The organism is Methylobacterium iners (genome assembly GCF_022179305.1).
In the GTDB taxonomy this organism is placed as follows: Bacteria; Pseudomonadota; Alphaproteobacteria; order Rhizobiales; family Beijerinckiaceae; genus Methylobacterium; species Methylobacterium iners.
Genome location: NZ_BPQP01000047.1, coordinates 16,812 through 41,503, shown reverse-complemented (window position 1 = coordinate 41,503; position 24,692 = coordinate 16,812). Strand labels below are relative to the sequence as shown.

The 24,692-nt window shown below is 71.5% G+C and carries 22 protein-coding genes; 9 read left to right on the top strand and 13 right to left on the bottom strand.

Annotated features, from left to right (window positions below):
- Positions 1 to 13: 13 nt before the first annotated feature.
- Together MFF55_RS15240 and proA are read right to left on the bottom strand one after the other, a co-directional pair.
- Positions 14 to 520 (bottom strand): PDDEXK-like endonuclease domain-containing protein, encoded by a 507-nt coding sequence (locus MFF55_RS15240; RefSeq protein WP_238244957.1) that lies wholly within the window; start codon positions 518 to 520, stop codon positions 14 to 16.
- A 123-nt stretch (positions 521 to 643) separates the two neighbouring features.
- On the bottom strand, positions 644 to 5,332 hold the full coding sequence (gene proA, locus MFF55_RS15235) for an anti-phage protein ProA (RefSeq protein ID WP_238244956.1): 4,689 nt from the start codon (positions 5,330 to 5,332) through the stop codon (positions 644 to 646).
- A 166-nt stretch (positions 5,333 to 5,498) separates the two neighbouring features.
- On the opposite strand from proA, the gene MFF55_RS15230 reads away from it, so the two are divergent.
- On the top strand, positions 5,499 to 5,762 hold the full coding sequence (locus tag MFF55_RS15230) for a hypothetical protein (protein ID WP_238244955.1): 264 nt from the start codon (positions 5,499 to 5,501) through the stop codon (positions 5,760 to 5,762).
- Positions 5,763 to 5,779: 17 nt separating this feature from the next.
- Here MFF55_RS15230 and MFF55_RS15225 read toward each other — a convergent pair whose 3' ends face one another.
- Together MFF55_RS15225 and MFF55_RS15220 are read right to left on the bottom strand one after the other, a co-directional pair.
- Complete coding sequence (locus MFF55_RS15225; protein WP_238244954.1) at positions 5,780 to 7,042, bottom strand: TadG family pilus assembly protein; 1,263 nt, start codon at positions 7,040 to 7,042, stop codon at positions 5,780 to 5,782.
- Entirely contained in the window at positions 7,039 to 7,449 is a 411-nt protein-coding gene (locus MFF55_RS15220; RefSeq protein WP_238244953.1) for a TadE/TadG family type IV pilus assembly protein, read from the bottom strand. Before MFF55_RS15220 ends, MFF55_RS15225 begins: the two co-directional genes overlap by 4 nt.
- Positions 7,450 to 7,920: 471 nt before the next feature.
- Here MFF55_RS15220 and typA point away from each other — a divergent pair, with 471 nt between their 5' ends.
- Positions 7,921 to 9,744: a translational GTPase TypA gene (gene typA / locus MFF55_RS15215; protein ID WP_238244952.1), complete on the top strand. Its 1,824-nt coding sequence runs from the start codon at positions 7,921 to 7,923 to the stop codon at positions 9,742 to 9,744.
- 272 nt (positions 9,745 to 10,016) lie between these two features.
- Here the strand turns inward: typA and MFF55_RS15210 are convergent, their stop codons facing one another.
- A complete protein-coding gene (locus tag MFF55_RS15210; RefSeq protein ID WP_238244951.1) occupies positions 10,017 to 11,672 on the bottom strand; it encodes an acyl-CoA synthetase in 1,656 nt (551 codons plus the stop codon).
- Between the two features lie 198 nt (positions 11,673 to 11,870).
- On the opposite strand from MFF55_RS15210, the gene MFF55_RS15205 reads away from it, so the two are divergent.
- Complete coding sequence (locus MFF55_RS15205) at positions 11,871 to 12,104, top strand: RAG2 PHD domain containing protein (protein ID WP_238244950.1); 234 nt, start codon at positions 11,871 to 11,873, stop codon at positions 12,102 to 12,104.
- Positions 12,105 to 12,142: 38 nt separating this feature from the next.
- Here MFF55_RS15205 and MFF55_RS15200 read toward each other — a convergent pair whose 3' ends face one another.
- The 3 genes from MFF55_RS15200 to MFF55_RS15190 are packed head-to-tail and all read right to left on the bottom strand — an operon-like array spanning position 12,143 to position 12,968.
- Positions 12,143 to 12,331 carry a hypothetical protein gene (locus MFF55_RS15200; RefSeq protein ID WP_238244949.1) on the bottom strand — a complete coding sequence of 63 codons (189 nt, stop codon included), beginning with the start codon at positions 12,329 to 12,331 and terminating at the stop codon, positions 12,143 to 12,145.
- Complete coding sequence (locus tag MFF55_RS15195; RefSeq protein WP_238244948.1) at positions 12,328 to 12,651, bottom strand: hypothetical protein; 324 nt, start codon at positions 12,649 to 12,651, stop codon at positions 12,328 to 12,330. Before MFF55_RS15195 ends, MFF55_RS15200 begins: the two co-directional genes overlap by 4 nt.
- The gene (locus MFF55_RS15190; RefSeq protein ID WP_238244947.1) at positions 12,648 to 12,968 is read right to left on the bottom strand and encodes a hypothetical protein; all 321 of its coding nucleotides are present in this window, start codon (positions 12,966 to 12,968) and stop codon (positions 12,648 to 12,650) included. The genes MFF55_RS15195 and MFF55_RS15190 overlap by 4 nt, the downstream gene beginning before the upstream one ends.
- Before the next feature lie 98 nt (positions 12,969 to 13,066).
- Here MFF55_RS15190 and MFF55_RS15185 point away from each other — a divergent pair, with 98 nt between their 5' ends.
- On the top strand, positions 13,067 to 13,483 hold the full coding sequence (locus MFF55_RS15185) for an HIT domain-containing protein (RefSeq protein ID WP_238244946.1): 417 nt from the start codon (positions 13,067 to 13,069) through the stop codon (positions 13,481 to 13,483).
- Positions 13,484 to 13,486: 3 nt separating this feature from the next.
- Positions 13,487 to 14,404, top strand: coding sequence for an NAD(+) diphosphatase (gene nudC / locus MFF55_RS15180; RefSeq protein WP_238244945.1), 918 nt, complete (start codon positions 13,487 to 13,489; stop codon positions 14,402 to 14,404).
- Here nudC and modC read toward each other — a convergent pair whose 3' ends face one another.
- From modC to MFF55_RS15160, 4 genes are all read right to left on the bottom strand, one after another.
- On the bottom strand, positions 14,405 to 15,517 hold the full coding sequence (gene modC, locus MFF55_RS15175) for a molybdenum ABC transporter ATP-binding protein (RefSeq protein ID WP_238244944.1): 1,113 nt from the start codon (positions 15,515 to 15,517) through the stop codon (positions 14,405 to 14,407).
- A 22-nt stretch (positions 15,518 to 15,539) separates the two neighbouring features.
- Complete coding sequence (modB, locus tag MFF55_RS15170) at positions 15,540 to 16,232, bottom strand: molybdate ABC transporter permease subunit (protein WP_238244943.1); 693 nt, start codon at positions 16,230 to 16,232, stop codon at positions 15,540 to 15,542.
- 14 nt (positions 16,233 to 16,246) lie between these two features.
- The gene (gene modA, locus MFF55_RS15165) at positions 16,247 to 17,032 is read right to left on the bottom strand and encodes a molybdate ABC transporter substrate-binding protein (protein ID WP_238244942.1); all 786 of its coding nucleotides are present in this window, start codon (positions 17,030 to 17,032) and stop codon (positions 16,247 to 16,249) included.
- Positions 17,033 to 17,186: 154 nt separating this feature from the next.
- The gene (locus tag MFF55_RS15160; protein ID WP_238244967.1) at positions 17,187 to 17,387 is read right to left on the bottom strand and encodes a hypothetical protein; all 201 of its coding nucleotides are present in this window, start codon (positions 17,385 to 17,387) and stop codon (positions 17,187 to 17,189) included.
- Positions 17,388 to 17,567: 180 nt separating this feature from the next.
- On the opposite strand from MFF55_RS15160, the gene MFF55_RS15155 reads away from it, so the two are divergent.
- The 4 genes from MFF55_RS15155 (at position 17,568) to MFF55_RS15140 (ending at position 23,399) form a co-directional block, all read left to right on the top strand.
- The gene (locus MFF55_RS15155) at positions 17,568 to 18,488 is read left to right on the top strand and encodes a 50S ribosomal protein L11 methyltransferase (RefSeq protein WP_238244941.1); all 921 of its coding nucleotides are present in this window, start codon (positions 17,568 to 17,570) and stop codon (positions 18,486 to 18,488) included.
- 41 nt (positions 18,489 to 18,529) lie between these two features.
- Positions 18,530 to 20,374, top strand: a complete 1,845-nt coding sequence (locus MFF55_RS15150; RefSeq protein WP_238244940.1) for an aminopeptidase P family protein — start codon at positions 18,530 to 18,532, stop codon at positions 20,372 to 20,374.
- 123 nt (positions 20,375 to 20,497) lie between these two features.
- A complete protein-coding gene (locus MFF55_RS15145) occupies positions 20,498 to 22,660 on the top strand; it encodes a protein-disulfide reductase DsbD family protein (protein ID WP_238244939.1) in 2,163 nt (720 codons plus the stop codon).
- Positions 22,661 to 22,775: 115 nt separating this feature from the next.
- Entirely contained in the window at positions 22,776 to 23,399 is a 624-nt protein-coding gene (locus MFF55_RS15140) for a thioredoxin family protein (RefSeq protein ID WP_238244938.1), read from the top strand.
- Positions 23,400 to 23,406: 7 nt separating this feature from the next.
- Here MFF55_RS15140 and coaBC read toward each other — a convergent pair whose 3' ends face one another.
- A complete protein-coding gene (gene coaBC / locus MFF55_RS15135) occupies positions 23,407 to 24,657 on the bottom strand; it encodes a bifunctional phosphopantothenoylcysteine decarboxylase/phosphopantothenate--cysteine ligase CoaBC (protein ID WP_238244937.1) in 1,251 nt (416 codons plus the stop codon).
- Between the last annotated feature and the right edge of the window lie 35 nt (positions 24,658 to 24,692).

The window sequence follows — 24,692 nt, the reverse complement described above, 5'->3', positions numbered from 1 at the left end:
ACCGTCGGTATGGTTACCGAATGGTTAACGAAGTCTCGTTCGGCGGGCTTGCGTAGAGCCGCGCCGGCGCCTCCGCCGCGGGCTCGGACGCCGTCTCCGCCTTCAACCGATCGGCAGCGAGATCCGCCGTGAGGGCCGCATGGAGCCGGTCGAGGGCGCCCTCCGCGTCGATCCACCAATCCGTGCTCCAGACCCGGCGGATGCGCCAGCCGAGATCGGTCAGGACCAATTCGCGCAGGCGGTCGCGGTCGCGGGCGGTGGCGGCCCGATGGTAGGTCGCGCCGTCGCATTCGATCCCCGCGAGGTAGCGGCCGGGCGCGTCGGGATGGACGATGCCGAGATCGATCCGGAACGCCGAGACGCCGACCTGCGGCACCACCCGCCAGCCCTTCGCTTCGAGCGCCGCCATCACGGCGGCCTCGAAGGGCGAGTCGACGTCGCGATCGGTGGGCGCCGCGGCCGCCTCGAGCGCCGTCGCGCCCCGCTCGGCAAATTCCAGGAAGTGCTTGAAGTCGCGCACGCCCCGGGCGCTGGAACGCCCGAGATCGACCTGGTCCGGCCGCAGCGAGGCGAAGACCGTCAGCTCGCGCCGGGCCCGGGTGATCGCGACGTTGAGCCGGCGGTGGCCGCCTTCACGATTGAGCTAGCTGACCTGGCCGGTGATCCGCCCGGCCGCATCCGGTCCGACGGCGACCGAGAAAAGGATCGTGTCGCGCTCGTCGCCCTGGACGGTCTCGAGGTTCTTCACGAAGACGGGCTCGTGCCAGGTCCGGGCGTCGAAGAAGCGCTCCAGGGCCGGGTTCGCGCGGCGCTCCGCGTCGAGAAGGTTCTCGATCAGGCGCTGCTGTTCGCCGTTGAAGGTCACGACGCCGAGCGATGTCTTGTCATTCAGGAAATCAGGGTCGCTCAGGCGGGCCACGATTTCGGCCACCACGGCGCGGGCCTCGGGCCGGTTCACCCGCGCGCCGCCGCGCTCGTAGAGCCCGTCGGGCACCGGCACGAGCCGAACCGCCCGGTCCTCGGTCACGGGGGAGGGGAAGGTGATGAGGCCGCCGCGGTAGTAGTGCCGGTTCGAGAAGGCGATCAGGCTCTCGTGGCGGCTGCGATAGTGCCAGGACAGGCGGTGCCGGGGGAGGTTGGCCGCCAGGCACTCGTCGAGGATGCTCTCCTGATCGGCGACGTCGAGGCCGTCCGGGATCTCGTCGACGCCGCGGTCGCCGACATTCGTCGGCGGCAATTGCTCGGGATCGCCGACGATCACCACCTGCCGGCCCCGCGCGATCGCCCCGATCGCGTCCCAGGGCGCGATCTGCGAGGCCTCGTCGAAGATCACGACGTCGAAGGGCCTGGCCTCGGCCGGCCAGTATTGCGCGATCGAGAGCGGGCTCATCATCACGCAGGGCGTCAGCCGGGTCAGCGCGTTCGGCATCCGCGCGAACAGTTTTCGGAGTGGCAGGTGCCGGGCGCGCTTGGTGATCTCGCGGGCGAGCGTGCCCCATTCGGGATCGCTCCCGAAGGCGTCGGGCCGGGGGATTGCCCCGCCGATCCGGTCCAGCACCGCCGCGCCGGCGAGATCCGACATCCGCGCGTCGGCGGCGCGGAAGGCCGCGATGTCCTCGGCATGCCGCTGGCCGAGGAAGCTGCGCAGCCGCGGATCGTGGGTGACGACATGGTCGCTCCACCAGCGCGCATAGGCGCTCTCGAAGGCCGGCTCGATCGCGTCCACGCCGAGCCCGCCGGCCTCGATCGCCGCGACGAGCGGGCCGAGCCCGGCCTGCCGAGCGGCCGCGGCCGCCGCCTGCCAGCTCGCCCAGGCTTGCGCCTTCGGCAGGGCCGATTGCCAGCGCCGGGCCGTGGCGAGAGTCCCGGCGACCCAACCCGGTCCGGTGGCGAGCGGTCGCTCGGGCCTGGCACGGCCCGCGAGCCGGCCCAGGGCCTCGATCGCCCGCAGGGCAGGCGTCCGAGCGCGGGCGAAATCGCCCTGCGCGGCATGGATCGCACCGCCGGGTTCCAGACGGCCGTCCTGCGCGTCGAGGAGTTGGGCAAGGCGGGCACGCAGGGCCTCCGGCCCGAGATCCGCCGCCAACGCCGCGACGGCGGGACCCACCTTCGCCGCCCATGTCACGGCCGGGGCGAAGGTCGCGGCCGGCGCCGAAGCGTCACGCCAGGGCGAGGGCAGATCCGCGAAGGCCCGCTCCAGGGTTCCGGCGAAGGCCGGGCCGGCTTCGCGCAGCCGCTTCGATTCGATCAGGGTCGCGAGGTCGGGGCCGAGATCCTCGGGGAGCGGCCCCTCCGCATCCGGCTCCAGCATCCGGCGCACCCGCCTGAGCCACGAACCTCTCAGCAGAAAGTTCGCGGCCTTCGCCTCGCGCCACTCCCCCTGCAGCCGGCGCAGGTCGCCTTCGAACACCGTCGGCGCGTACGGCACGGACAGACGTGCGGCGAGCCGCCGGGCCTCGTCCTCGAAGGCCTGGCGCGCCGCGACCGCCTCGCGCAGGGCAGCCCCTCTGGGACCGCAGAAGCGCAAGCCCACCCGCGCCTCGGGCTTCAGGAGCGCGGCGGCGAGCACGGACAGGGCTCGCACCCCCTCATCGGTCTCCGTCGCGCGATCGAGGCCGAGCAGGGCCGCCAGCGCCCGGGCCGAGGCTTCGAGGGCCGGCAGCGTGTCGACGACCTCGCCGATCGCCCGCTCCATCTCGGACTGCCAGAGCGGCGACCATTCCACGGCGCCGATGCCGCGGAGCGGGTGGTCGGCCACGTCGCCGACGATGGGCAGGAGGGTGCGCAAGGCGCGGACCCGGGCACGCAGGGCGGCCAGCGTCTCGGGGGCGTGGGCCGTGTGATCGGGCCAGGACAGGGTGACGGCCGGGCGGTCCGCGCCGTCCCGCCACTGGTCGGCGACCACCCGACCGAGGGCGGCGTAGGCGCTCATCCCGTTCTCGCGCGGGTGATGCAGGCTCGCGACGAGGCCGTTCAGTTCCGCCCGCCGCCGGGCGAGGTCGTCACCCGCCTCGGCCCAGGGCAGGTCCGCCCCGCCGCTCCGCGCCGCCCAGGCCTCGCGCAGCTGCGCCAGCACGTCGGATTTCTGCGCCCGCGTCGAATGGACCTCCAGGCAGCAGGCGCCGAGCCCCACGGTCTCGAGCCGGCGGCGAACCACGTCGAGGGCCGCCGTCTTCTGCGAGACGAAGAGCACGGTGCGCCCCAGCGCCAGGCACTGCGCCACCATGTTCGCGATGGTCTGGCTCTTGCCGGTGCCCGGCGGGCCGAACAGGACGAAATCCTTGCCCGCGGCGGCCGCGAGGATGGCGGAGAGCTGCGAGGAATCGGCCGAGAGCGGCGTGTAGATCCCGGCCGGCGGATGTTCGGCATCGAGGCGCTCGGGCGCGGGAAAGCCGGTGCCGTCGCCGTAGGTCTCCTTCGGCGTTTCGAGGAGATGGCGCACGACGGCGTTGCGCTTGAGGATTTCGGTGCGCTCGGAGAGATCCTTCCACATCAGGAACTTGGTGAAGGAGAAGGCGGAGAGCACGATCTCCGTCGTCACCTCGAAACCCTTGAGGTCGCGGACGTGCCCGCGCACGATCCGCCAGATCGCGGCCACGTCGAGACCGTCACCCGGCAGGCCGCCCTCGAATTCGGGCATGACGAGCGAGAAGTCCTGGCGCAGCATCTCGATCAGCGTCGGGTTGAGGCGCGCCTCCTCGTCGTGGCGCACGAGCCGGAAGCCGGAGCGCACGCTGGTCCGGGTCAGGGCCACGGGCACCAGGAGGAGCGGCGCCCGGGCCGGGGGCGAGGACCCGCCGCGGGTCCAGGTGAGGAAACCGAGCGCCAGGAACAGGACGTTGGCGCCGCCCTCCTCGAAGGCGTTGCGCGAGAGCCGGAACAGGTCCGTGAGGCGCGCCTCCAGCTCCTCGGGCGGGCTCGTCGTGGCGATCTCGTCGCGGCCGAGCGCCTCGTCGCGCAGCCGCGCCTGGACTTCGCGGTCGCCGATCTCCGGGGCATCGGCGCGGGCGAGGAACCGCAGGAAGCGGCCGTCCGCGAGGCGTTCCGCCCGGGCGCCGGCATCGCCGAGATCCAGGGTCAGAGCGGCCTTGCCCGGCTTGAAGTTGAGAAGCTTGTTGCGCAGCGTCAGGTCGAGGAGGCGCCGCTTCCAGGTCTCCAGCCGGTCGCGGGGCGGCTCCTCGACGGGCGGCTCGGGCACTGCCGCAGGCCTGTCCTCCGCGAAGGCCGGAGGGCCTTCGAGGGCCAGCGGCACCGCCTGAACGGGGGCCGGCGGGGCGGCCGGGCCGGGCTCGCCCGCGTCGAGGGGACGGATGCCGCGGGCGCGCAGGCGCCGGAGGTCGAGGGCGACGTCGAGGGGCTCCTCGGCGCCCTCGTCGAGGTGCCGCGCCCCGGCGGCGAGGGCCTGCGCGAAGCGGCCCGGCGGGTCGCTCGTGAGGAGCGTCGTCTCGATCGCGACGAGCTCGTCGAGGTCGCGGCGCTTGCGCAGGGCCTGGACGTCGTCGCCGACGGCATCGGCCAGGCCCTCGTCGACGAGCCAGAGCCCGAGACAAGCATGGCCGCGGGTCAAGATCAGGATCGGGTTCAGCCCGGCCTGCTCGAAGCAGGCGGCGGCAAACAGGGTGAGGTCGAGGCAGGTGGCGACCCGGCGCTCCACGATCTCGCTCGGGGAGCGGACCTTCTGGCCCAGCCGCTCGAAGCTCGCCGGCGGCAGCACGTAGGCGAGGCCGAGCCCGGCGAGCGCGGCATGGATCGCCTCCGCCATGGCCCAGACCCGAGCCCTGCGCCCGGAGCGATAGCCGTCGAAGGCCCCGCCCGCCGCCGCGAGCAGCCGCCCCGCCTGACCGAGGACGGCGTCCACCGCCGGGTCGTTCGGGCGCACGAAGGCGGCCAGCAGCTCGGGCGCGGATTCGGACCCGCCCCAATGGGCGGGGGGCAGCAGGCGCAGCTCGAGGGTCTCCCGGCCGACCTCGCGGGTCGCATCGCCTCCGCCGGCCGCCTCGGCCACGAGCGTCAGGCTGCAGCGGCTGCTCTCGCGCAGGCGGCCGAGCACCGCCCCGTCGATGCGCAGGTCCAGCGCCTCGATCCGGTGCAGCCCGCCGGCAGCGATCCGATCGATCCGGAGCGTGGCGAGCCGCAGGAACGCGGGTTCGGCGCGAAGCGTCAGCGTGACCGCCGCCAGGTCCTCCCCGGTATCGTTGGTCAGTGTGATCTCGCGGATCACCGGCACCGCGTTCTGCCAGACGACGGTCCCGACATGGTCGATCGCCGCGCAGGCGATGCGCAGGCCGGTCGCGGGCGGCGCCTCCCCATCAGCCTCAGCCACGTCGGCCATCGATGCCGGGTCCCTCCGAGCGGGTCGCTCCTCGGGGCCTTTAGCAGAACCGCCCGGCGCGATGGAGAGCGATACCGCGCCTCGGTTGTGCCGACGCTCCGATGGAGTCGATTGCGCCCGCCGCGCGTTGCCTCGCCGACCCCGTCGCCCACCCGGAGAAGCACTCATGGCCGCGAACACTGACAGCCTGTCCGACAAGGCCCTCTCGATCTTCACCTTCGCCGCCTATCACGGCCTGCTCAGCGGCGAGCGGGTGTCCTCCGTCATCCGCAGGGATGGCAAGGGCCACGAGGCCGATCCGGAGGGCGTCGCGGAGCTGGAGGAGCGCGGCCTCGCCCGGAGCGAGGGCGACTCGATCAACTTCACCGACGGGGGCGTGGCCTTTCTGGGGACGGTGATGACGGGCATCCGGGGCGCGACGGGGCGGTAGGTGGAAGCGCCCCGGGATCAGTAGACCAGGGCAGTCCGTCCCGATGCCATGCCGCTCGGATGCGTGCTATTCGGGAACGCGTTGATGCTGAAGAACGGCGAACCCTTCAGCTCCATCTGACCAACGACGACGCGGCCGACCTTGGACGGACTCGAGACCGAGCCGCTTCCAGACACGGAGAGCTTCGCGGTCGGCATGTAGATCCCGCCGTCGATCGTGAAGTCCGACGTTCCCTTCAGCGTGCTCGTCACGCTCGGCGCCGCGCTGCGCGACTGGAAGACCGCGATGCCGGCATAGGTCCCGGTCGCCGGCGCGGAGAGCGACAGGCTTCCGTTGCCGCCGAGGTCGAGGGTCGAGGTCGCGTCGAGGAACAGGGTCACCCCCTGTCCGGTCAGGCCCGCATTGCCCGAGATCGAGAGCTTGGCGCCCTTGAGGTAGTACAAGCCGGGCTGCAGGCTGGCATTGCCCTTGATGACGAGGTTGCCGGTGTAGGTGCAGTTCGACGGCAGCATCCCGCCGTTCAGCGTGACGTTGGACTGGTTGCAGACCGGCTCGGACGGCTCGGGCAGGCCGGCCAGGGGATCGGCCAGCGGGGCGCATCCGATCTTCGGCACGGGCGAGTAGCCCGATCCGGTGAACCCGCCGGCGACGCAGATCGAAGCGGCCTTCGTTGAGGTGGAGCCCTGCGTCGCCAGGCCGGAGCCCGAGGACGAGTTGACGTGGAGGCCGCAGCCCTGAAGGGCGACGCCCGCGCTGCCCTGCTGATAGAAGGCGCTGCCCGCGCTGGCGTCGAGCACGATGAGGCAGGCCGGCGTCACCCTGACGGCGATGGCGGTCGCGGTCAGGTCTAGGGTCGGCTTGCCGAGAAACCGTCCGAAGAACGTCTCAAGCGCGTTTCCGTTTTCCTGCGTGACCTTGGCCACCACCCGGACGGCGTTCTGATCCGACGCGCTGGGCGTGAAGGTCCTCGTCTTCGGCTCGTAGGTTCCGATCGTCACGTCGGCGGTCCTGGTGACCACGCCCAGATAGGCGGGGACGTTCTTGGCGGCGAGGTCGACGCCCTTCTGCTGCGCGGCGGCGTTGTTCGGTATGGCGAGCACGGTGCCCAGGGCGGCGGCCTCGGCGGCGATCTTCAAGCGATTCTCAAGGTAATAGGCATTGCCGAGGTCGACGGCAAAGGCGCTGACGCCCAGCAGGATCGGCATCGAGAGCGCGCCGATGATGAGGAAGCTGCCGCCCTCGTCGCGCGAGAGGCTCCTGAGGGATAGGAACCCGGTCATGGCTGGGGCTCCTGCTGCATCGTGACCTTCGTGTTGATGACCAGCGCGCCGTAGGCCCAGATCAGGACGTTGCTGATCGCCGCGTCGCCGGCGGGCACCTTGATGTCGACCGTGAACTCGTTGCTGTTCGGGTCCGAGGCGTTGCTCTGGCTGACAGCGACGGTCGCGCTGCTCTTCACCCAGTTCGGCAGGTTCTCCTTCGCCTTCTCGCTAGCGTCGGACACCTTGATCCGGTTCGTCGCGAGCTGGCGCGCGACGTTGCGCGCGGCGCTGGTCGAGGCGTTGTAGGTGTAGGCGATCATCCCGAACTCGATGGTGCCCATCACCAGAATGAGGAAGACCGGGATGAGGAGCGCGAATTCCACCGCGCTCGTTCCCCGATCGTCGTTCGATAGTCTTCGCAGCATCGTAGCCCCCCTCCGCTAGCTGGTGCTGCGAAGTCCTAAGATTTGCTTGCCGAAATCCTCGCCGGAACGGCCCGACCAGCGTCTTGCGCGTGCTCTGAACACAAATCGCCGATCGGTTTCGAAGACGGAGGCGAACCACATCTCGGTTCAACGCTGAGGTGGCACGGTGGCCCTGCGCCCGAGCCGCGCTTCTTCAACACGATTACGGTGTCTCGCCGGAATGCGCGGCCGAGGGCCGACCCCGCCTGCGGGAGGGACGCCGAGCCCGCCGCCCACCTTCTCCAGGACCGGAAATCCTGCCCGGCGGCGACTCCGCCCGCCTCGTTCGCGCAGGCGCCATGCAAGCCCACCTATTGCCGGACACGCGCCAACCTTCTATTGCACCGCGATAGCTCGATTCTGGACCCGGCGCTGCCGGCCGCATTTCCGCGGCCCGTTGCGTGACGGGCTCTTCTCGCTTCGGGATACCCTATGAAGCTGCGCAACATCGCCATCATCGCCCACGTCGACCACGGCAAGACGACGCTCGTCGACAAGCTGCTGTCGCAGTCCGGCTCCTTCCGCGAGAACCAGCGGGTCGAGGAGCGGGCGATGGACTCGAACGACCTCGAGAAGGAGCGCGGCATCACCATCCTGGCCAAGGCGACCTCGGTCGTCTGGAAGGACACCCGCGTCAACATCGTCGACACGCCGGGCCACGCCGATTTCGGCGGCGAGGTCGAGCGCATCCTCTCGATGGTCGACGGCGTGATCGTGCTGGTCGACGCGGCCGAGGGCCCGATGCCGCAGACCAAGTTCGTGGTCGGCAAGGCCCTCAAGATTGGGCTCAAGCCGATCGTCGCGATTAACAAGGTCGACCGTCCGGACGCGCGCATTACGGAAGTCGTCAACGAGGTCTTCGACCTGTTCGCGGCGCTCGACGCTACCGACGAGCAGCTCGACTTCCCGATCCTCTACGGCTCCGGCCGCGCCGGCTGGATGGCGACCTCGCCCGACGGCTCGCAGGAGGACGGCCTCGCGCCGCTCTTCGACCTCGTCCTCGAGCACGTGCCGCCGGCGAAGGTCGAGGAGGGTCCGTTCCGGATGCTCGGCACGCTCCTCGAAGCCAACCCCTTCCTCGGCCGCATCATCACGGGCCGCATCGCCTCGGGCACCGTGAAGCCGAACCAGTCGATCAAGGTGATGGACCGCACCGGCAAGCTGGTCGAGACCGGCCGCGTCTCGAAGATCCTGGCCTTCCGCGGCCTGGAGCGCGCGCCGATCGATGTCGGCGAGGCGGGCGACATCGTCTCCATCGCCGGCCTCGTGAAGGGCACGGTGGCCGATACCTTCTGCGACCCGCAGGTCGACACCCCGATCCAGGCCCAGCCGATCGATCCGCCGACCGTGACGATGTCCTTCATCGTCAACGACTCGCCGCTCGCCGGCACCGAGGGCGACAAGGTGACGAGCCGCATGATCCGCGACCGCCTGTTCAAGGAGGCCGAGGGCAACGTCACGCTTAAGATCGAGGAGGCGGCCGACAAGGATTCGTTCTTCGTCTCAGGGAGAGGCGAGCTGCAGCTCGCCATCCTGATCGAGACCATGCGCCGCGAGGGCTTCGAGATCGCCGTCTCGCGTCCCCGCGTCGTCCTGACCAAGGACGAGGACGGCAACGTGCTGGAGCCCGTCGAGGAGGTCGTGATCGACGTGGACGAGGAGTACTCGGGCGTCGTCGTGCAGAAGATGTCCGAGCGCAAGGCCGAGATGATCGAGATGAAGCCGTCGGGCGGCTCGCGCCTGCGCCTCGTCTTCCATGCGCCGACCCGCGGCCTCATCGGCTACCAGGGCGAGCTGATGACCGACACGCGCGGCACCGCGATCATGAACCGCCTGTTCAAGGCCTACGAGCCCTACAAGGGCGAGATGCCGGGCCGCCGCAACGGCGTGTTGATCTCGAATGACAAGGGCGAGGCCGTGGCCTACGCCATGTGGAACCTGGAGGATCGCGGTCCGATGATGATCGAGCCCGGCGCCAAGGTCTATCAGGGCATGATCATCGGCGAGCACAACCGCGAGAACGACCTCGAGGTGAACGTGCTCAAGGGCAAGAAGCTGACGAACATCCGCACCACCTCGAAGGACGAGGCTGTGCGCCTGACGCCGCCGATCCGCATGACTCTGGAGCGCTCGCTCGCCTGGATTCAGGACGACGAGCTGATGGAGGTCACGCCGAAGTCGATCCGCCTGCGCAAGACCCACCTCGACCCGAACGACCGCAAGCGGTTCGAGCGGTCGAAGGAGGCGGTGGCGTAAGGTTTTTCCCAGGATTTGGAGGAAGGAAGGCCGGGTAACTCGCCCGGCCTTTTTCTTTGCGAGGTCGAGGACCGCGTCGTTCTTTCCCGGACGCCTGGAGCGTCAGCGGAAGGTGATCCGGGACCCAGCCCATGAACCGGCCGCGTCAGCGGCTCGTAATGGGCGGCGCAAAGTTACCGACGCTTCGCGGCTTCTTGCGCTGGACCCGGAACAGGTTCCGCTGACGCTCCACCAGTCCGGGGAAGGGCGGCGGTGAGAGGCAGCGCCGTCCCTCACATCGCCTTCGCCCGCTCGCGCAGCAGAAACTTCTGCACCTTGCCCGTCGAGGTCTTGGGCAGCTCCTCGAACACGATGTGGCGGGGGAGCTTGTAGGCGGCGAGATGATCGCGGCACCAGGCGATGAGCGCGTCGGCCTCGACCACGGCACCGGGCTTCAGTTCCACGAAGGCCACCGGCGTCTCGCCCCATTTCGCGTCGGGCTTGGCGACGACCGCGGCGGCCGCGACGTCGGGGTGGCGGAAGAGCGCGTCCTCAACCTCGATGGAGGAGATGTTCTCGCCCCCTGAGATGATGATGTCCTTGGAGCGGTCCTTGAGCTGGATGTAGCCGTCCGGGTGCTTCACGCCGAGGTCGCCGGAGCGGAACCAGCCGCCCTTGAACGCGGCCCGCGTCGCCGACGGGTTCTTGAGGTAGCCGCGCATGACCACGTTGCCGCGGAACATCGCCTCGCCCATGGTCTCGCCGTCGGCGGGAACGGAGTCCATGGTCTCGGGATCGCGCACGTCGAAGCCCTCGAGCACCGGGTAGCGCACGCCCTGGCGCGCCATCTTTGCCGCCCGCTCGTCCTCCGGCAGCGCGTCCCACGCGCCATGCCAGGCATTGACGACCGCCGGGCCGTAGGTCTCGGTCAGGCCGTAGAGGTGGGTGACGTCGAAGCCCGCCTCGCCCATCGCCGCGAGCACCGCCTGGGGCGGGGGCGCCGCCGCCGTCATGAAGGCGACCCGGCGGGGCAGGGGACGACGCTCCGCATCGGACGCGTTGAGCAGGAGCTGCATCACGATCGGCGCGCCGCACAGATGCGTGACGCCGTGCTCGGCCAAAGCCGCGTAGAGCGGGCCGGCCCGGACCTGGCGCAGGCAGACATGGGTGCCGGCCACCACCGACAGGGTCCAGGCGAAGCACCAGCCGTTGCAGTGGAACATCGGCAGCGTCCAGAGATAGACCGGATGCTGCCCGAGCCCGCCGGTGATGACGTTGCCGAGGCACAGGAGCGCCGCCCCGCGATGGTGGTAGACCACCCCCTTCGGGTCGCCGGTGGTGCCGGAGGTGTAGTTGAGCGAGATCGCGTCCCACTCGTCGCCCGGCATCGCCCATTCGTGAGCAGGGTCGCCCGCGGCCAGGAAATCCTCGTAGCCGGTCTCGCCCAAAGCCTCGCCGGCGCCGGCATATTCGGGATCGTCGACGTCGATCACGAGGGGCTTCACCCCGGCCCGGGCGAGCGCCGGACCGACGACCTTCGAGAACTCGCGATCGGTGATGAGCACCTTGGCCTCGCCGTGGTCGAGGCAGAAGGCGAGGCCGGCCGCGTCGAGGCGGGTGTTCAGGGTGTTGAGCACGGCGCCGGTCATCGGCACCCCGTAATGACACTCGATCATCTCCGGGGTGTTGGCGAGCATCACCGCGACGGTATCGCCCCGCCCGAGGCCGCGGGCGGCGAGCGCCGAGGCGAGCCGCCGGCAGCGCGCGTAGAGCTCGGCGTAGGAGCGTCGCAGCGGCCCATGGATGACGGCGACGCGATCGGGAAAGACGCGCGCCGCCCGGTCGAGATAGCTCAGCGGCGTCAGCGGCTGGTAGTTGGCCGGGTTCTTGTCGAGATCGCGGTCGTAGATCGTCGCGGCCCTGTCGGCCGGTGTGGCTGAGGCGGTCATGGCGTGTCTCCCTGGGGATCACAGTATCCCTCCGCCCGGAAGGCTCAATGGCCGCCTCGCGATCATCGACCCAGGCCCGGTCGCCCGCGCCTCATGCGATCCTCATGCGGACGGGTACCGGTGCGTCTCGAATCCTTATGCGGTTCCGCCTAGCTCCTCCGTGCGGTCGACAACGGCCGCGCGATCCCCGCAGAGATCATGCACACCCCACAGCCCTCGACGTCACCCAGCGGTCGCGACACGATCGATCGCTTCCCCGCCTTCGTCGTCGGGCAGGATCGGCACAGCCATTGGATCGCGCTCAGCGCCGACGGCATGAGCGGCGGCATCTTCCGCACCTGCGCCGATGCGGTGCGCTTCGCCTGCTCGGAGACGCGCTGCCGCCCGGCGGACGTGCCGCTCGCGACGGAGCCCCTGTCCTTTCGGCTCTGAACCCTGGCCGGCGACGCTTCCCGTCGCCGTACCCCGCCTCAGCTGCCGCCCGGATCGACCTCGCCGTTCTGTGCGCCGCCCGTGCCGCCGAGGCCGGGCATGCCCTCCGTCTTCTCGCTCGGATCCTTCACCGCATCGGGCGCCGCGTTGGCGGGCTTCCGCGGCGACGGCTCCGCCGCATCGGGGGGCTTTGCTCCGGCCTCGTCCTTCCGGTCGGCTCCGGTCATGCGCCCGCCTGCTGCTTCTCGACCTTGTACTCGCCGGCCGCGACCGGCTCGTCCTCGCGCGGGCCGCCGCCCGCCTTCTGGTCCGACATGCCGTTCGACGATCCGCCGATCGGGGCCGGGTTGCGGCCGGGCGCGCCGCCCTGCTTCCAGCTTTCCTGGCGCTCGGCATCAGTGCGGCCGCCCGAGCTCTGGTCGGTGATCGCGGCCTGCTGGGGCGTCTGGTGCCCGCCGCCGGCCGCGGGACCGCCGGGCGTGCCGACATCGGCATCGGGCTTGCGGGTGACGGTCTCGGTGGGGATGCTGTCGCCGGACATGGTCATTCGTCTTCGTCCTTGCCGACCGCCGCGGTCGCGCGATCGATTGCCTCCGCGGCATCAGTGGATTTCGGGGTCGGGTCGCTGATCCGGCGCAGGTTCTCCGGCGGGGTCTCCGCCTCGGTCGCGTCGGTGGCGTCCTGCCGTGGTGTTCCGGAGGCCCAGCGGGCCGCCTCGGCCTGGGCCATGGGATCGCGGCGCAGATCCGCCTGCGTGCGGGCGGCGATGCCGACGTCGCGGGCATCCTCCTGGCCGACATCGCCGTTGCGGTCGGTGTAGGCGTCGAAATCCTTCAGCGAAGGCCGGCGGGTCTCGTCCGTCATGGGCGCTCTCCTGTTCTGACGGGGACAACCCGGCCCGAGCCGCGGGGGTTGCGTGCCGGCCCTCGCGCCGCTCGGGCCCGCGCCCTAGATCGGCAGCGATGGATCACGACTTCACCCTCGACCCGACCCTCTCCGCCGACACCGTGCTCCTGGGCGACCTCGCCTTGAGCAGCGCGCTGCTGATGGACGATGCCCGCTTCCCCTGGCTGATCCTGGTGCCCCGGCGGCCGGGCCTGAGCGAGCTGACCGATCTCGGACCGGACGAGGCCGGAACGCTGATGGCCGAGATCCGGATCGCGGTCGGCGTGATGCAGGCGCTGGCCCAGCCCGACAAGGTCAATGTCGGGGCGCTCGGCAACGTGGTGGCGCAGCTCCACGTCCACGTGGTCGGGCGGTTCCGGTCCGATCCGGCCTGGCCCGGCCCCGTCTGGGGGCAGGGCGCGCGCACGCCCTATCCGCCGCACGCCCGCGCCCAGATGGTCGAGCGCCTGCGCGCGCTGTTCGCGGCGGCCTGAGCGATGACCGTCCTCGGCTACGCTCAAAGCCGCTTGGTGCGGCATTCGGCCGAGCGCGGAGGCATTTTACCCTCGGAGAGTGCATCCGGCGCGGCCCTGATCTTGATCACGGGCGAGCGCATCCTGCTCGCCGAGGCGAACCCGTGGCAAAGGGACCTATGGACGGCGCTGCTCGATCCCGCGCGGAGCCTGTCCGCCGAGGAGCGGACCTGCACGATTTTCCTCGGGCACCTCGACGGACGGCCGGTCTTCGCGGCCTCGGCGCCCCCGGAAGCTGGGGCGCGCTACGAGGCCGATCCAGCCCACCGGCTCGTCGACTTGCGCAGCCTCGCGGCCGAGGGTGCCGTCGCGGCCGACGAGCTCGGGCTTCTCGCCACCGCAAAGTCGCTGCTCGCCTGGCACGCGAGCCACGGCTTCTGCAGCCGCTGCGGGGCGCCGACCGCGATGGCGTCCGGCGGATACAAGCGGATCTGCGCGGCCTGCGAAGCCGAGCACTTTCCGCGCACCGATCCCGTGGTGATCATGCTGATCACGCAGGGTGAATCCTGCCTGCTCGGCCGCGCCCAGCGTTTCCCCGAGGGGATGTATTCCTGCCTCGCCGGCTTCCTCGAACCCGGCGAGACCATTGAGGCGGCGGTGGCCCGCGAGACCTTCGAGGAGGTCGGCATCCGCGTGGGCGCCGTGCGCTACCTCGCCTCGCAGCCCTGGCCGTTCCCCTCCTCGCTGATGATCGGCTGCGTGGCGGACGCCCTCGATGCGGCGATCACGATCGATCCAGTGGAGCTCGCCGACGCGCGCTGGTTCACCCGCGAGGCGGTTGCGGCCATGATCGCGCGCGACCACCCCGAGGGGTTGAGCGTGCCGCCGCCCATGGCCATCGCGCACCTGCTGATGCGGGCCTTCGTCGACCGCACCGCCTGATCAGATCTCCACGGGCCGCTGACCCGTGCCGACGCCCTGGGGATCGAAGTCGATGCTCTTGATGATCGCGAGGACCGGCCGCCCCGGCTCAAGCCCGAGGTCGCGGACGGAGGCCCGGGTCAGGCGGGCGGCGAGCCGCGCGCCGTTGCAATCGATGGTGACGAGCACCGCGGCCTCGCCCAGCGGATCGAGGGCAAGCACGCGCCCGGCGAGGCGGTTGCGGGCGCTCAAGCCCACGGGCTCGGCCAGCGCCACCAGCACGTCGCGGGCGGGGACCCGCACCCGGACGGGGCTGCCCGGCGCCCGGTCGAGGCGCGGCACGAAGAGCCGTCCGGCCGGGCCGGCGAGCGTGGTCAGGCCGGAGACCGCGTCGTGCGTCGCGACGACCATGTCGAGGAGCGCGCCCGCCTCGCCCTCGCGAAGGGGCGTCAGGTCGGCCCGGCGCAGGACCGCTTCGGCGGGACCGGATGCGGCGACCCGCCCGGCCTCCAGCACCACGACGGTGCTCGCCAGGCGCGCCACCTCCGCGACCGCGTGGCTGACATAGACGATCGGGATGCCGGCCTCGTCCCGCAGCCGCTCGATGCAGGGCAGGATCTCGGCCTTGCGGGCCTCGTCGAGGGCGGCGAGCGGCTCGTCCATCAGGAGGAGGCGCGGCCGGCTGAGGAGCGCCCGTCCGATCGCCACCCGCTGGGCTTCGCCCCCCGATAGGCCTGCCGGGCGCCGGCCGAGCAGGTGCCCGATCCCGAGGATCTCCACGATCGCCCCCGCGTCGAGGCCGGTGGTCTCGTCCCGCCCGCGGGCGAAGAAGCGCCCATAATCGAGATTCTGCCGGACGGAGAGGTGCGGCATCAGCCGCGCCTCCTGGAACACGGTACCGACGCGGCGGCGATGGGCGGGCACGTCGAGGCCGCGCGCCGTGTCGAGGAGTGTCTGCCCGCCCGCCGCGATGCGGCCGCGGTCGGGCCGCACGAGGCCGGCGATCAGGTCGATCACCGTGGTCTTGCCCGAGCCCGAGCGCCCGAACAGCGCGGTGAGCCCGGCGCCCGCCGCGAAGGCGACGTCGAGGGCGAAGGCTCCGCGGCGCAGCGCGACGTCGACGTCGATGCTCATGGCGGGGCCGGGAGCAAAACCCTCATCCCGCCCCCAGCCGACGCCCGAGCCGCCGCGCCAGCAGCTCCGACAGGAGCAGCGCCGCCATCGACAATGCGACCGAGATCAGAGTCAGGCGCAGTGCGCCGGCCTCTCCGCCCGGCACCTGCGTGAGGGTGTAGATGGCGGAGGGCAGCGTCTGGGTCTCGCCGGGGATGTTGGAGACGAAGGTGATGGTGGCGCCGAACTCGCCCATCGCCTTGGCGAAGGCGAGGACTGCGCCGGCCAGGATGCCGGGCAGGCTCAGCGGAAGGGTGACGGTGAGGAACACGGCAAGCGGCCGCGCGCCCAAAGTCGCCGCCGCCTGTTCGAGCCGCCGGTCCACGGCCTCGATCGAGAGGCGCATGGCGCGCACCATCAGCGGGAAGCCCATGATGGCGCAGGCCAGCGCCGCCCCGGTCCAGCGGAAGGCGAAGACGATGCCGATCTCGGCCAAGGCCGACCCCGCCAAGCCGCGGCGGCCGAAGGCGAGGAGCAGCAGGTAGCCGGTGACCACAGGCGGCAGGATCAGCGGCAGGTGGACGAGGCCATCGAGGAGAGCGCGCCCGGGAAAGCGCCCCCGCGCCAGCAGCATCGCGACGAGGAGGCCGGGGCCGAGGCTCGCGAGCGTCGCGACGGCTGCGACCTTCAGGCTGAGGACGACGGCGTTCCACTCCTCGGGGGTCAGAACGAGCACGAGGGGGCTGGCCGTCAGGTCCGGTTCTCGGCCCCAATCATGAGGAAGCCCTGGCGCTCGAAGAACACCCGCGCGGCCGGGCTGCGCAGATAGGCGAGGAGGGCGGCCGCATTCGGGTTCTTCGAGCCTTGCGTGCGCGCGATGGGATAGATTACCGGTGGGTGGCTCTCGGCCGGGAAGGTGGCAACGATCGTCACATTCGGGTCCGAGGCGGCGTCGGTGGCGTAGACGATGCCCAGCGGCGCCTCGCCGCGCGAGACGAGGAGCAGGGCGGCGCGCACGTTCTCGGCCTGGGCCAGCCTGTCCTTGACGCCGTTCCAGGCGCCCAGCGTCTCCAGGGCGGCCCGGCCGTACTTGCCCGCGGGCACGGCGTCGACATTGGCGACGGCGAGCCGGCCGGTGCCGAGCGCCTTCGTCAGGTCGAGCCCGGGCCTCAGCTCGAGGCTGACCCGCTCGGCCTTCGGCGCGATGAGGACGAGGGCGTTGCGCAGGAGGTTGGTGCGTGTCCCAGGGTCGATCGCATTCGCCTTGGTGGCGTAGTCCATCCAGTCGAGGTCGGCCGAGAAGAACAGGTCCGCGGGCGCGCCGGCTTCGATCTGCTTGGCGAGCGCGCTTGAGGCCGCGTAGGAGATCCTGGCCGTCTTGCCGGTCTGCCTGGTCCAGGCGGCGCTGGCTTCGTCCAGCGCGTTCTTGAGGCTCGCTGCGGCGAAGACGAGGACCGGCTCCTCGGCGCGGACCGGGGGTGCTGCGAGGGCAAGGGCAAGCAAGCCGCCGAGCCACATCCGCCTGGTCTGCCGCATGGAACCGCTCCGCCTGCCAAGGTCGGAACCGTCGATACGATGCTTTGCGCTCTCAAGGCTAGGGTATCGGCGGGCGCATAGGGTCACGCATCACTTTCGGTCAGGACGCCGAGCGGAAGGAAACGGGCGGGCCACGGCTCGCGTCGGCCCAGGCTCAGCCCCGCTCGTCCTCGTCGCTCTGGAGCTGCTCGGACCGGTGCAGACGACTCAGGAGGACCAGCATCGGTCCCGGCAGCGGCTCGGACAGCACTTCGGCGTCGGCAAGCGCGGCCCTGGTCTGCGCGGCCTTTCGGCTGGAGCCGGGCCCCCGCGCGAGGACCACCGGCGCACGGCGGCCGGCCCGCTTGATCTTCATACGCACAACGCAACCTCGATGGTCGAGCCAACCTCGTAACCGGCCCGCAAGAGAAGCCACCGTGAACGCGGGAGGCGATCCGCCGTTCCGGCCCCGTGACTAAGAATTCGGCACTCGTGGCGTCTTGCGGTGCAGCCGCGGCCCGTAGCGGCGCAGGGTCGCGGGTGTTAGAGGCTCGCCATGCTCGAAGGCCTGCCGCCCCACCGCCCGACGCACGTGCTGCGGCTCCTCACCGACGAGGGCTCGGCGCGGGTCATGACCGATCTGCTCGGCGAGATGTTCGATCCGACGCAGACGGCGGTCGCTGCCTTCGAGGCGGAGGACGGCCGCACCTGGAGGCTGGAGGCCTACTTCGCGGATGCGCCCGACGAGGCCATGATCCGCGACCTGATCCGTCCCGTTGTGGGTCCGCAGGCCGACGTCGCGACGTTCGAGACGATCGACCAGCAGGATTGGGTCCGCACCTCCCTCGAGGGGCTGAAGCCCGTGCGCGCCGGCCGCTTCCTGGTCCACGGCTTCCACGACCGCGACAGGGTCCGGCCGAACGACCTCGCCATCGAGATCGAGGCGGCGCTCGCCTTCGGCACCGGCCATCACGGTACCACGCTGGGCTGCCTGCGGGCACTCGCGGGGTCGCTCAAGCGCGGCCGGCCGGCCCATGTCCTCGACGTCGGCACCGGCACGGGCATCCTCGCCTTCGCCGCGGCCAGGGCTCTGCACCGGCCGGTGATCGCGGGCGACCTCGATCCGGAGGCGGTGACGACGGCGAAGGGCAACGCCCGCCTCAACGGCCTCGGCCCCCTGGTCCGGCTCTACCAAGGCCCGGGCGTGCGTCATGCCCTGGCGGATCGTCCGCGGCGCTTCGACATCGTCTTCGCCAACATCCTGGCCCGACCCCTCAAGCGCCTCGCGCCCTCGCTGACGGCGACCGTCGCCGATCGCGGCGTGCTCATCCTGTCGGGGCTGATCGAGCGGGACGTCCCGGGCGTCCTCTCCACCTACCGCCATCGCGGCTTCCACCTGGCCGAGAAGGGCGTGATCGAGGGCTGGGCGACGCTCGTCCTGCGGCGCGGCGGGGCGGCCCCGCGCCTGCGCCGCTAGGGACGTTGCCGCTGGCTCAGGCCCGGCGTAACGCTCTCGCCATGGCAGACTCCGCGACCCGACGCCGTTTCCAGACCTTCGATGATCCGGGCCATCGCGAGGGCGCGGCCCGGATCTCGGCCCTGCGCGAGGCGATGCGCGCGGCCGGCCTCGACGGCTTCGTGGTGCCGCGGGCCGACGAGCACCAATCGGAATACGTCCCGCCCGACGCCGAGCGCTTGGCCTGGCTCACCGGCTTCACGGGGTCGGCGGGCACGGCCGTCGTCCTCGCCGCGGAGGCCGCCCTGTTCGTCGACGGCCGCTACACCCTTCAGGCGCCCGAGCAGGTCGATACGGCGGCGATCACGCCGGTGGCGATTGCCGAGACCGCCCCGGAGGCCTGGATCGAGGCGCATTTCGGGGCCGGGTCGATCCTCGGCTACGATCCCTGGCTGCACACGCCGGACGGGGTCGCGCGTCTGGAGCGGGCGGTCGCGAAGGCCGGCGCGAGCCTGCAGCCCGTCGCCCGCAACCCCGTCGATGCCGTCTGGGCCGACAGGCCGGGGCGGCCCGCCGGCGCGATCGTCGCCCATCCCCCGGAACTCGCGGGCGAGAGCACGGCCGACAAGCTCGCCCGCATCCGCGCCGCGCTGGAAAAGGCACCTTGCGACGCGCTGGTGATCTCCGACCCGCACAACCTCGCCTGGACCTTCAATCTGCGCGGCGCGGACGTCGCCCACACGCCCCTGGCGCTGGGCTACGCGGTGGTGCCGCGCGAGGGCCGGGCCGGCCTGTATCTCGGCTCGGAGAGGGTGGCAGCGGACCTGCGCGCGGCACTGGCGGAGCTTGCCGACTTAAGGCCCTCGGACGCCTTCCCTGAGGCCCTCGACGCCGCCTCGGCCAGGGCCAAGCGCGTCAGGCTCGATTCCGCGACCGGGGCCTACGCCCTCAAGACCCGGATCGAGGCCGCCGGCGGCGTGGCGGATCTCGGCCCCGACCCAATCACGGCGTTGAAGGCGGTCAAGAACGAGGCCGAGATCGCGGGCGCCCGCGCCGCCCACCTGCGCGACGGGGCCGCGGTGACGCGCTTCCTCGCCTGGCTCGCCGGCCGGGCAGGGCAGGGCGGCCTCACCGAGATCGAGGCCGTCGAGGTCCTGGAGGATTTCCGCGCCGAGACCGGGCTGCTGCGCGACGTGTCGTTCCCGACAATCTCGGGCAGCGGCCCGAACGGGGCGATCGTGCATTACCGGGTGACCCGGGCCACCGATCGGGCGGTGGGCGAGGGCGAGCTCTTCCTCATCGATTCCGGCGCCCAATACGCCGACGGGACCACCGACATCACCCGCACGATCGCCATCGGCACGCCGAGCCCCGAGATGCGCGAGCGCTACACCCGCGTGCTCAAGGGCCACGTCGCAATCGCCGCGGCGACATTCCCGAAAGGCACGACCGGCGCCCAGATCGACGCCTTCGCCCGGGCACCCCTCTGGGAGGCCGGGCTCGACTTCGACCACGGCACCGGCCACGGCGTCGGCGCCTTCCTCTCCGTGCACGAGGGTCCGCAGCGCATCGCCAAGACCGGCACGACGGCGCTGCAGCCCGGCATGATCCTCTCGAACGAGCCCGGCTACTACCGGGCGGGCGCCTACGGCATTCGGATCGAGAACCTGATCCTGGTGGAGGAGCTCGCGATCCCGGGCGCCGAGCGCCCGATGCGCGGCTTCGAGACCCTGACGCTGGCGCCCTACGATCCCGCGCTGATCGAGCCGGAGCTCCTGAGCGAGCGTGAAATCGCCTGGATCGACGCCTACCACGCAAGGGTGCGCGCAGCGCTCTCGCCTCAGGTCGATGCGCAGACGCGGGCCTGGCTCGACGACGTAACCCGGCCGATCGGCGGCACGAAATAGGGCCCGGAGCCTGGGACGCCCCGTCGCGGCCGGCTCACGGCGCCGGGATTTTGTCCGCCGGTCGAACGGACCTAGATTGTGCACCAGGGACGTCCCCGCGTTTCCGATCCAACAAGGGACCCGATGACCCGGCTTCTCGCCCTCCTAGCCCTCGTCCTCCTCGGCCTCCCGAGCGCCCGGGCGCAGGGCGGCAAGCCGCCTGCCGACCTCGTGCTGGCGAGCCTCGTCGCGGAGCCGGCGGCGATCCGGGCCGGCGAGCCCTTCACCGTCGGCATCCGGATGGTGATGAAGCCGCACTGGCACGTCTACTGGCGCAATCCCGGCGATTCCGGCCTGCCGCCGGAAGCCGCCTGGAGGCTGCCGCCGGGCTTCTCCACCGGTCCGATCCAATGGCCGACGCCGAGTCGCATCCCCGTCTCGCACCTCATGAATTTCGGCTTCGAGAACGAGACCGTCCTTCTCACGGAGGTAACGCCGCCGGCGGACCTCGCCCCCGGCAAGCCGGTCCGGCTCGCGGCCAAGCTCGACTACCTCGTCTGCGAGCGCGAATGCGTGCCGGGCTCGGCCGAGCTGCGGCTCGACCTGCCCGTGGCGGCCGAGGGCACCAGCACCGGCGCGAACCCGCAGAACCGCGCGCTTTTCGCGCAGGCCCGCGCCGCCCTGCCGACGGCCTCGCCTTGGCCGGCCCGGCTGTCGGCCGAGGGCAATCGCCTCGTTCTCCAGGTCGAGGCGACTGGCCTGCGGGAGGACAGGATCCGCTCGGTCGCCTTCTTCCCCTATTCCGAGACGGCGATCGAGCACGCTGCCAAGCAGGATGTCTCCGTCGATGCGGCCAGCCTGCGCCTGTCGCTCGCGCGCGGCAGTGCAAGCGAGGCGACGCCCGCGGAACTGCCCGGCGTTCTGGTCATCGAGGAGGAGACGGGCGACGGCACGGTCCGCAACGCCTTCGCGATCGGTGAGGCCCCGGCGCCGGCGGCCGTGCCGGCCGCGGCATCGCCGACGGCCGCGCCGGAGCCCGCGGAGAACCTGACTCTGCTGAGCGCGGCCGGGCTCGCCTTCCTCGGCGGGCTTCTCCTCAACCTGATGCCCTGCGTCTTCCCGATTCTCTCGATCAAGGTCCTGAGCCTAGTGAAGCATTCCGGCGAGCCGCCGGGCCGCGTCCGGCTTCACGGGCTCGCCTACACCGCGGGCGTGCTCGCCGCCTTCCTCGCACTCGCCGGCCTCCTCATCGCGCTGAAAGGCGCGGGCGCCGGGATCGGCTGGGGCTACCAGCTGCAATCGCCGCTCGTCGTCGCGGGCCTTGCCTACCTGCTCTTCGCCATGGGCCTCAGCCTGTCGGGCGTGGTCCATGTCGGCGGTCGGCTCGCCGGGATCGGTGACGGCCTGACCCGGCGGGCCGGCCTGCAGGGCTCCTTCTTCACGGGCGTCCTCGCGACCGTCGTGGCGACGCCCTGCACGGCGCCCTTCATGGGCTCGGCGGTGGGCTTCGCGCTGACGCAATCGGCCGGCGTGAGCCTCGCCGTCTTCGCGAGCCTGGGCCTGGGCCTGGCGCTGCCCTTCCTCATCCTGACGACCTGGCCCGCGGCCGTGCGGCGCCTGCCCCGGCCCGGCGCTTGGATGGAGACCCTGAAGGGCGCGCTTGCCTTCCCGATTTACGCCACCGTGGCCTGGCTCGTCTGGGTGCTGGCCCAGCAGGTCGGACCGACGGGGCTGCTCGCCGGGCTGATCGGCCTCGTCCTCGTCGCCTTCGCCGCCTGGATCTGGGAGCGGGCCGGGGATGCCGGCCCGGTCGGACGGCCGCTCGGGCGCGGTGCGGCGCTGGCCGCGCTCGCCGCCCTGATCGGCCTCTCCCTGAGCATCGATCGCGACCGCCTCTCCGCGTCGGGGGTGGCCGCCGGAGCGGGCGGGGTCGAGGCCTTCACCCAGGCGCGGCTCGACATGCTCCTCGCCGAGCGCCGCCCGGTCTTCGTCAACATGACCGCGGCCTGGTGCATCACCTGCCAGGTCAACGAGCGCACGGCGCTCGCGACCGATGCGGTGAAAGCCGCCTTCAGGGAGCGTGGGGTGACCTATCTCAAGGGCGACTGGACCAACCAGAATCCCGAGATCACCCGGCTGCTGGAGCGGCATGGCCGCAGCGGCGTTCCGCTCTACCTGCTCTATAGCGGTGCCGGCGAGCCGACCGTGCTGCCGCAGATCCTGACGCAGGGGGCGGTGCTCGCGGAGATCGAGCGGCTGCCCAAGCCGGTCACCGACCGCAGCGCCTCGCTGGGGCAGCTTCCATGATCCCCGCGTAACGGGAACCGCTGCAGCGCCCGCGCTTGTCGCATCTCCTTCACGCGAACCCGTATTCACTTTGCCCGCAAACGCTCCCGCTGAGCCCACCACGAAGAGGTGAGAGATGTCGACGACGCGCCGTATCCTCCTGGGACTGAGCCTCGGTAGCGCGCTCCTGGCGTTGCCCTTCGCGGCGAGCGCCGCGCCGCAGGTCGGCAAGCCGGCCCCGGCTTTCAGCGCCACCGATGCCGACGGCAAGACCGTGAAGCTCGAGGATTTCAAGGGCAAGACCGTCGTCCTCGAATGGACGAACCACGATTGCCCCTTCGTGATGAAGCATTACGGCGGCCAGGCCATGCAGGCCCTCCAGAAGAAGTGGACGGCCGCCGGCGTGGTCTGGCTCAGCGTGATCTCCTCGGCGCCGGGCGAGCAGGGCGCCGTCGACGGCCAGGGCGCCAACCGCCTGACGCAGAGCCGCGGCGCCGCGCCGACCACCGTGCTCCTCGATGCCCCGGGCACGATCGGGCGCGCCTACGACGCCAAGACGACGCCGCACATGTACATCGTCTCGGGCGACGGCACGCTGCTCTACCAGGGCGGCATCGACGACAAGCCCTCGGCCAATCTCGAGGACCTCAAGACCGCCAAGAACTACGTTGACGCGGCGCTGACCGAGATCGCGGCCGGCAAGCCGGTGAGCGTGAAGACCTCGAAGCCCTATGGCTGCTCGGTGAAGTACGCTTCGTAGATCTTGATCAAAGCATCGCGGCGAAGCGCTCGACGAGCCGTCGCCCGACCTCGTCCTTGTCGAGTTCCGGCCAGGATTCGAGGGCGCCGTCGCGCCCGAGGAGGTGCACGCTGTTGCGCGCGCCTCCCATCACCCCGCCCTCGTGCGAGACGTCGTTGGCCACGAGCAGATCGCAGCCCTTCCGGGCGATCTTTTCCCGCGCGTTCTCGATCACCCGGTCGGTCTCGGCGGCGAAGCCGACCACCAGCCGGGGCCGGTCGGCGCTCCGCCCCGCGATGGTGGCGAGGATGTCCGGGTTCTCGACGAGGGCGAGGGGCGCCGGCGCAGTGCCATCCTTCTTGATCTTGGCGCCCCGTGCCTCCGCCGGGCGCCAATCGCCCACCGCCGCGCAGAACACCGCGACGTCGGTGGGCAGCGCCGCCTCGACCGCCTCCAGCATCTCGCGCGCTGTCCCGACCCGCACGACCTTGGCGCCGGGTGGATCGGGGATCGCCACGGGCCCGGAGATGAGCGTCACGGTCGCCCCGGCGGCGGCGGCGGCGGCGGCGATGGCGTGGCCCTGCCGGCCGGAGGAGCGGTTGGCGAGATAGCGCACGGGGTCAATCGGCTCATGGGTCGGGCCGGAGGTCACGAGGACGCGCCGTCCTGCCAGCGGCCCGGGCTTCGTCCTGCCGGACAGGAAGCCGAAGCCGCCGGCCGGGCGGCTCTCGGCCAGCATGGCCTCGAGAGCGTCGGCGATCTCGTGCGGCTCGGCGAGACGGCCCGGCCCGGTCTCGGCCTCGGCCATCGAACCCTCGTTCGGCCCGACGACCCGGACGCCGTCGCTCCTGAGGGTCGCGAGATTGCGCCGCGTCGCGGGGTGCTGCCACATCCGGACATTCATGGCCGGCGCGATCAGGATCGGCAGGGTCGTGGCGAGAAGCACCGTCGCGGCGAGGTCGGAGGCGTCGCCCGCAGCCATCCGCGCCATCAGGCTCGCGGTGGCCGGCGCCACGACGACGGCGTCGGCGTCGCGGGCGAGCCGGATATGGCCGATCTCGGCCTCGTCGGCCCGGTCGAACAGGTCGGTATGGGCGCGCTCCCCCGCGAGCGCGGCGGCGGCGAGCGGGGTCACGAATTCCTGGGCGCCCTTGGTCAGCAGGGGCCGGACGCTGGCGCCGCGCTCGCGTAGGCGGCGGATCAAGTCGAGAGCCTTGTAGGCCGCGATCCCACCGCCGATGACGAGGAGGATCCGGCGGCTCTGGAGAGGGCGTGTCATGGGACGGACCTGCGGAGGCATCCAGGATCGTCACG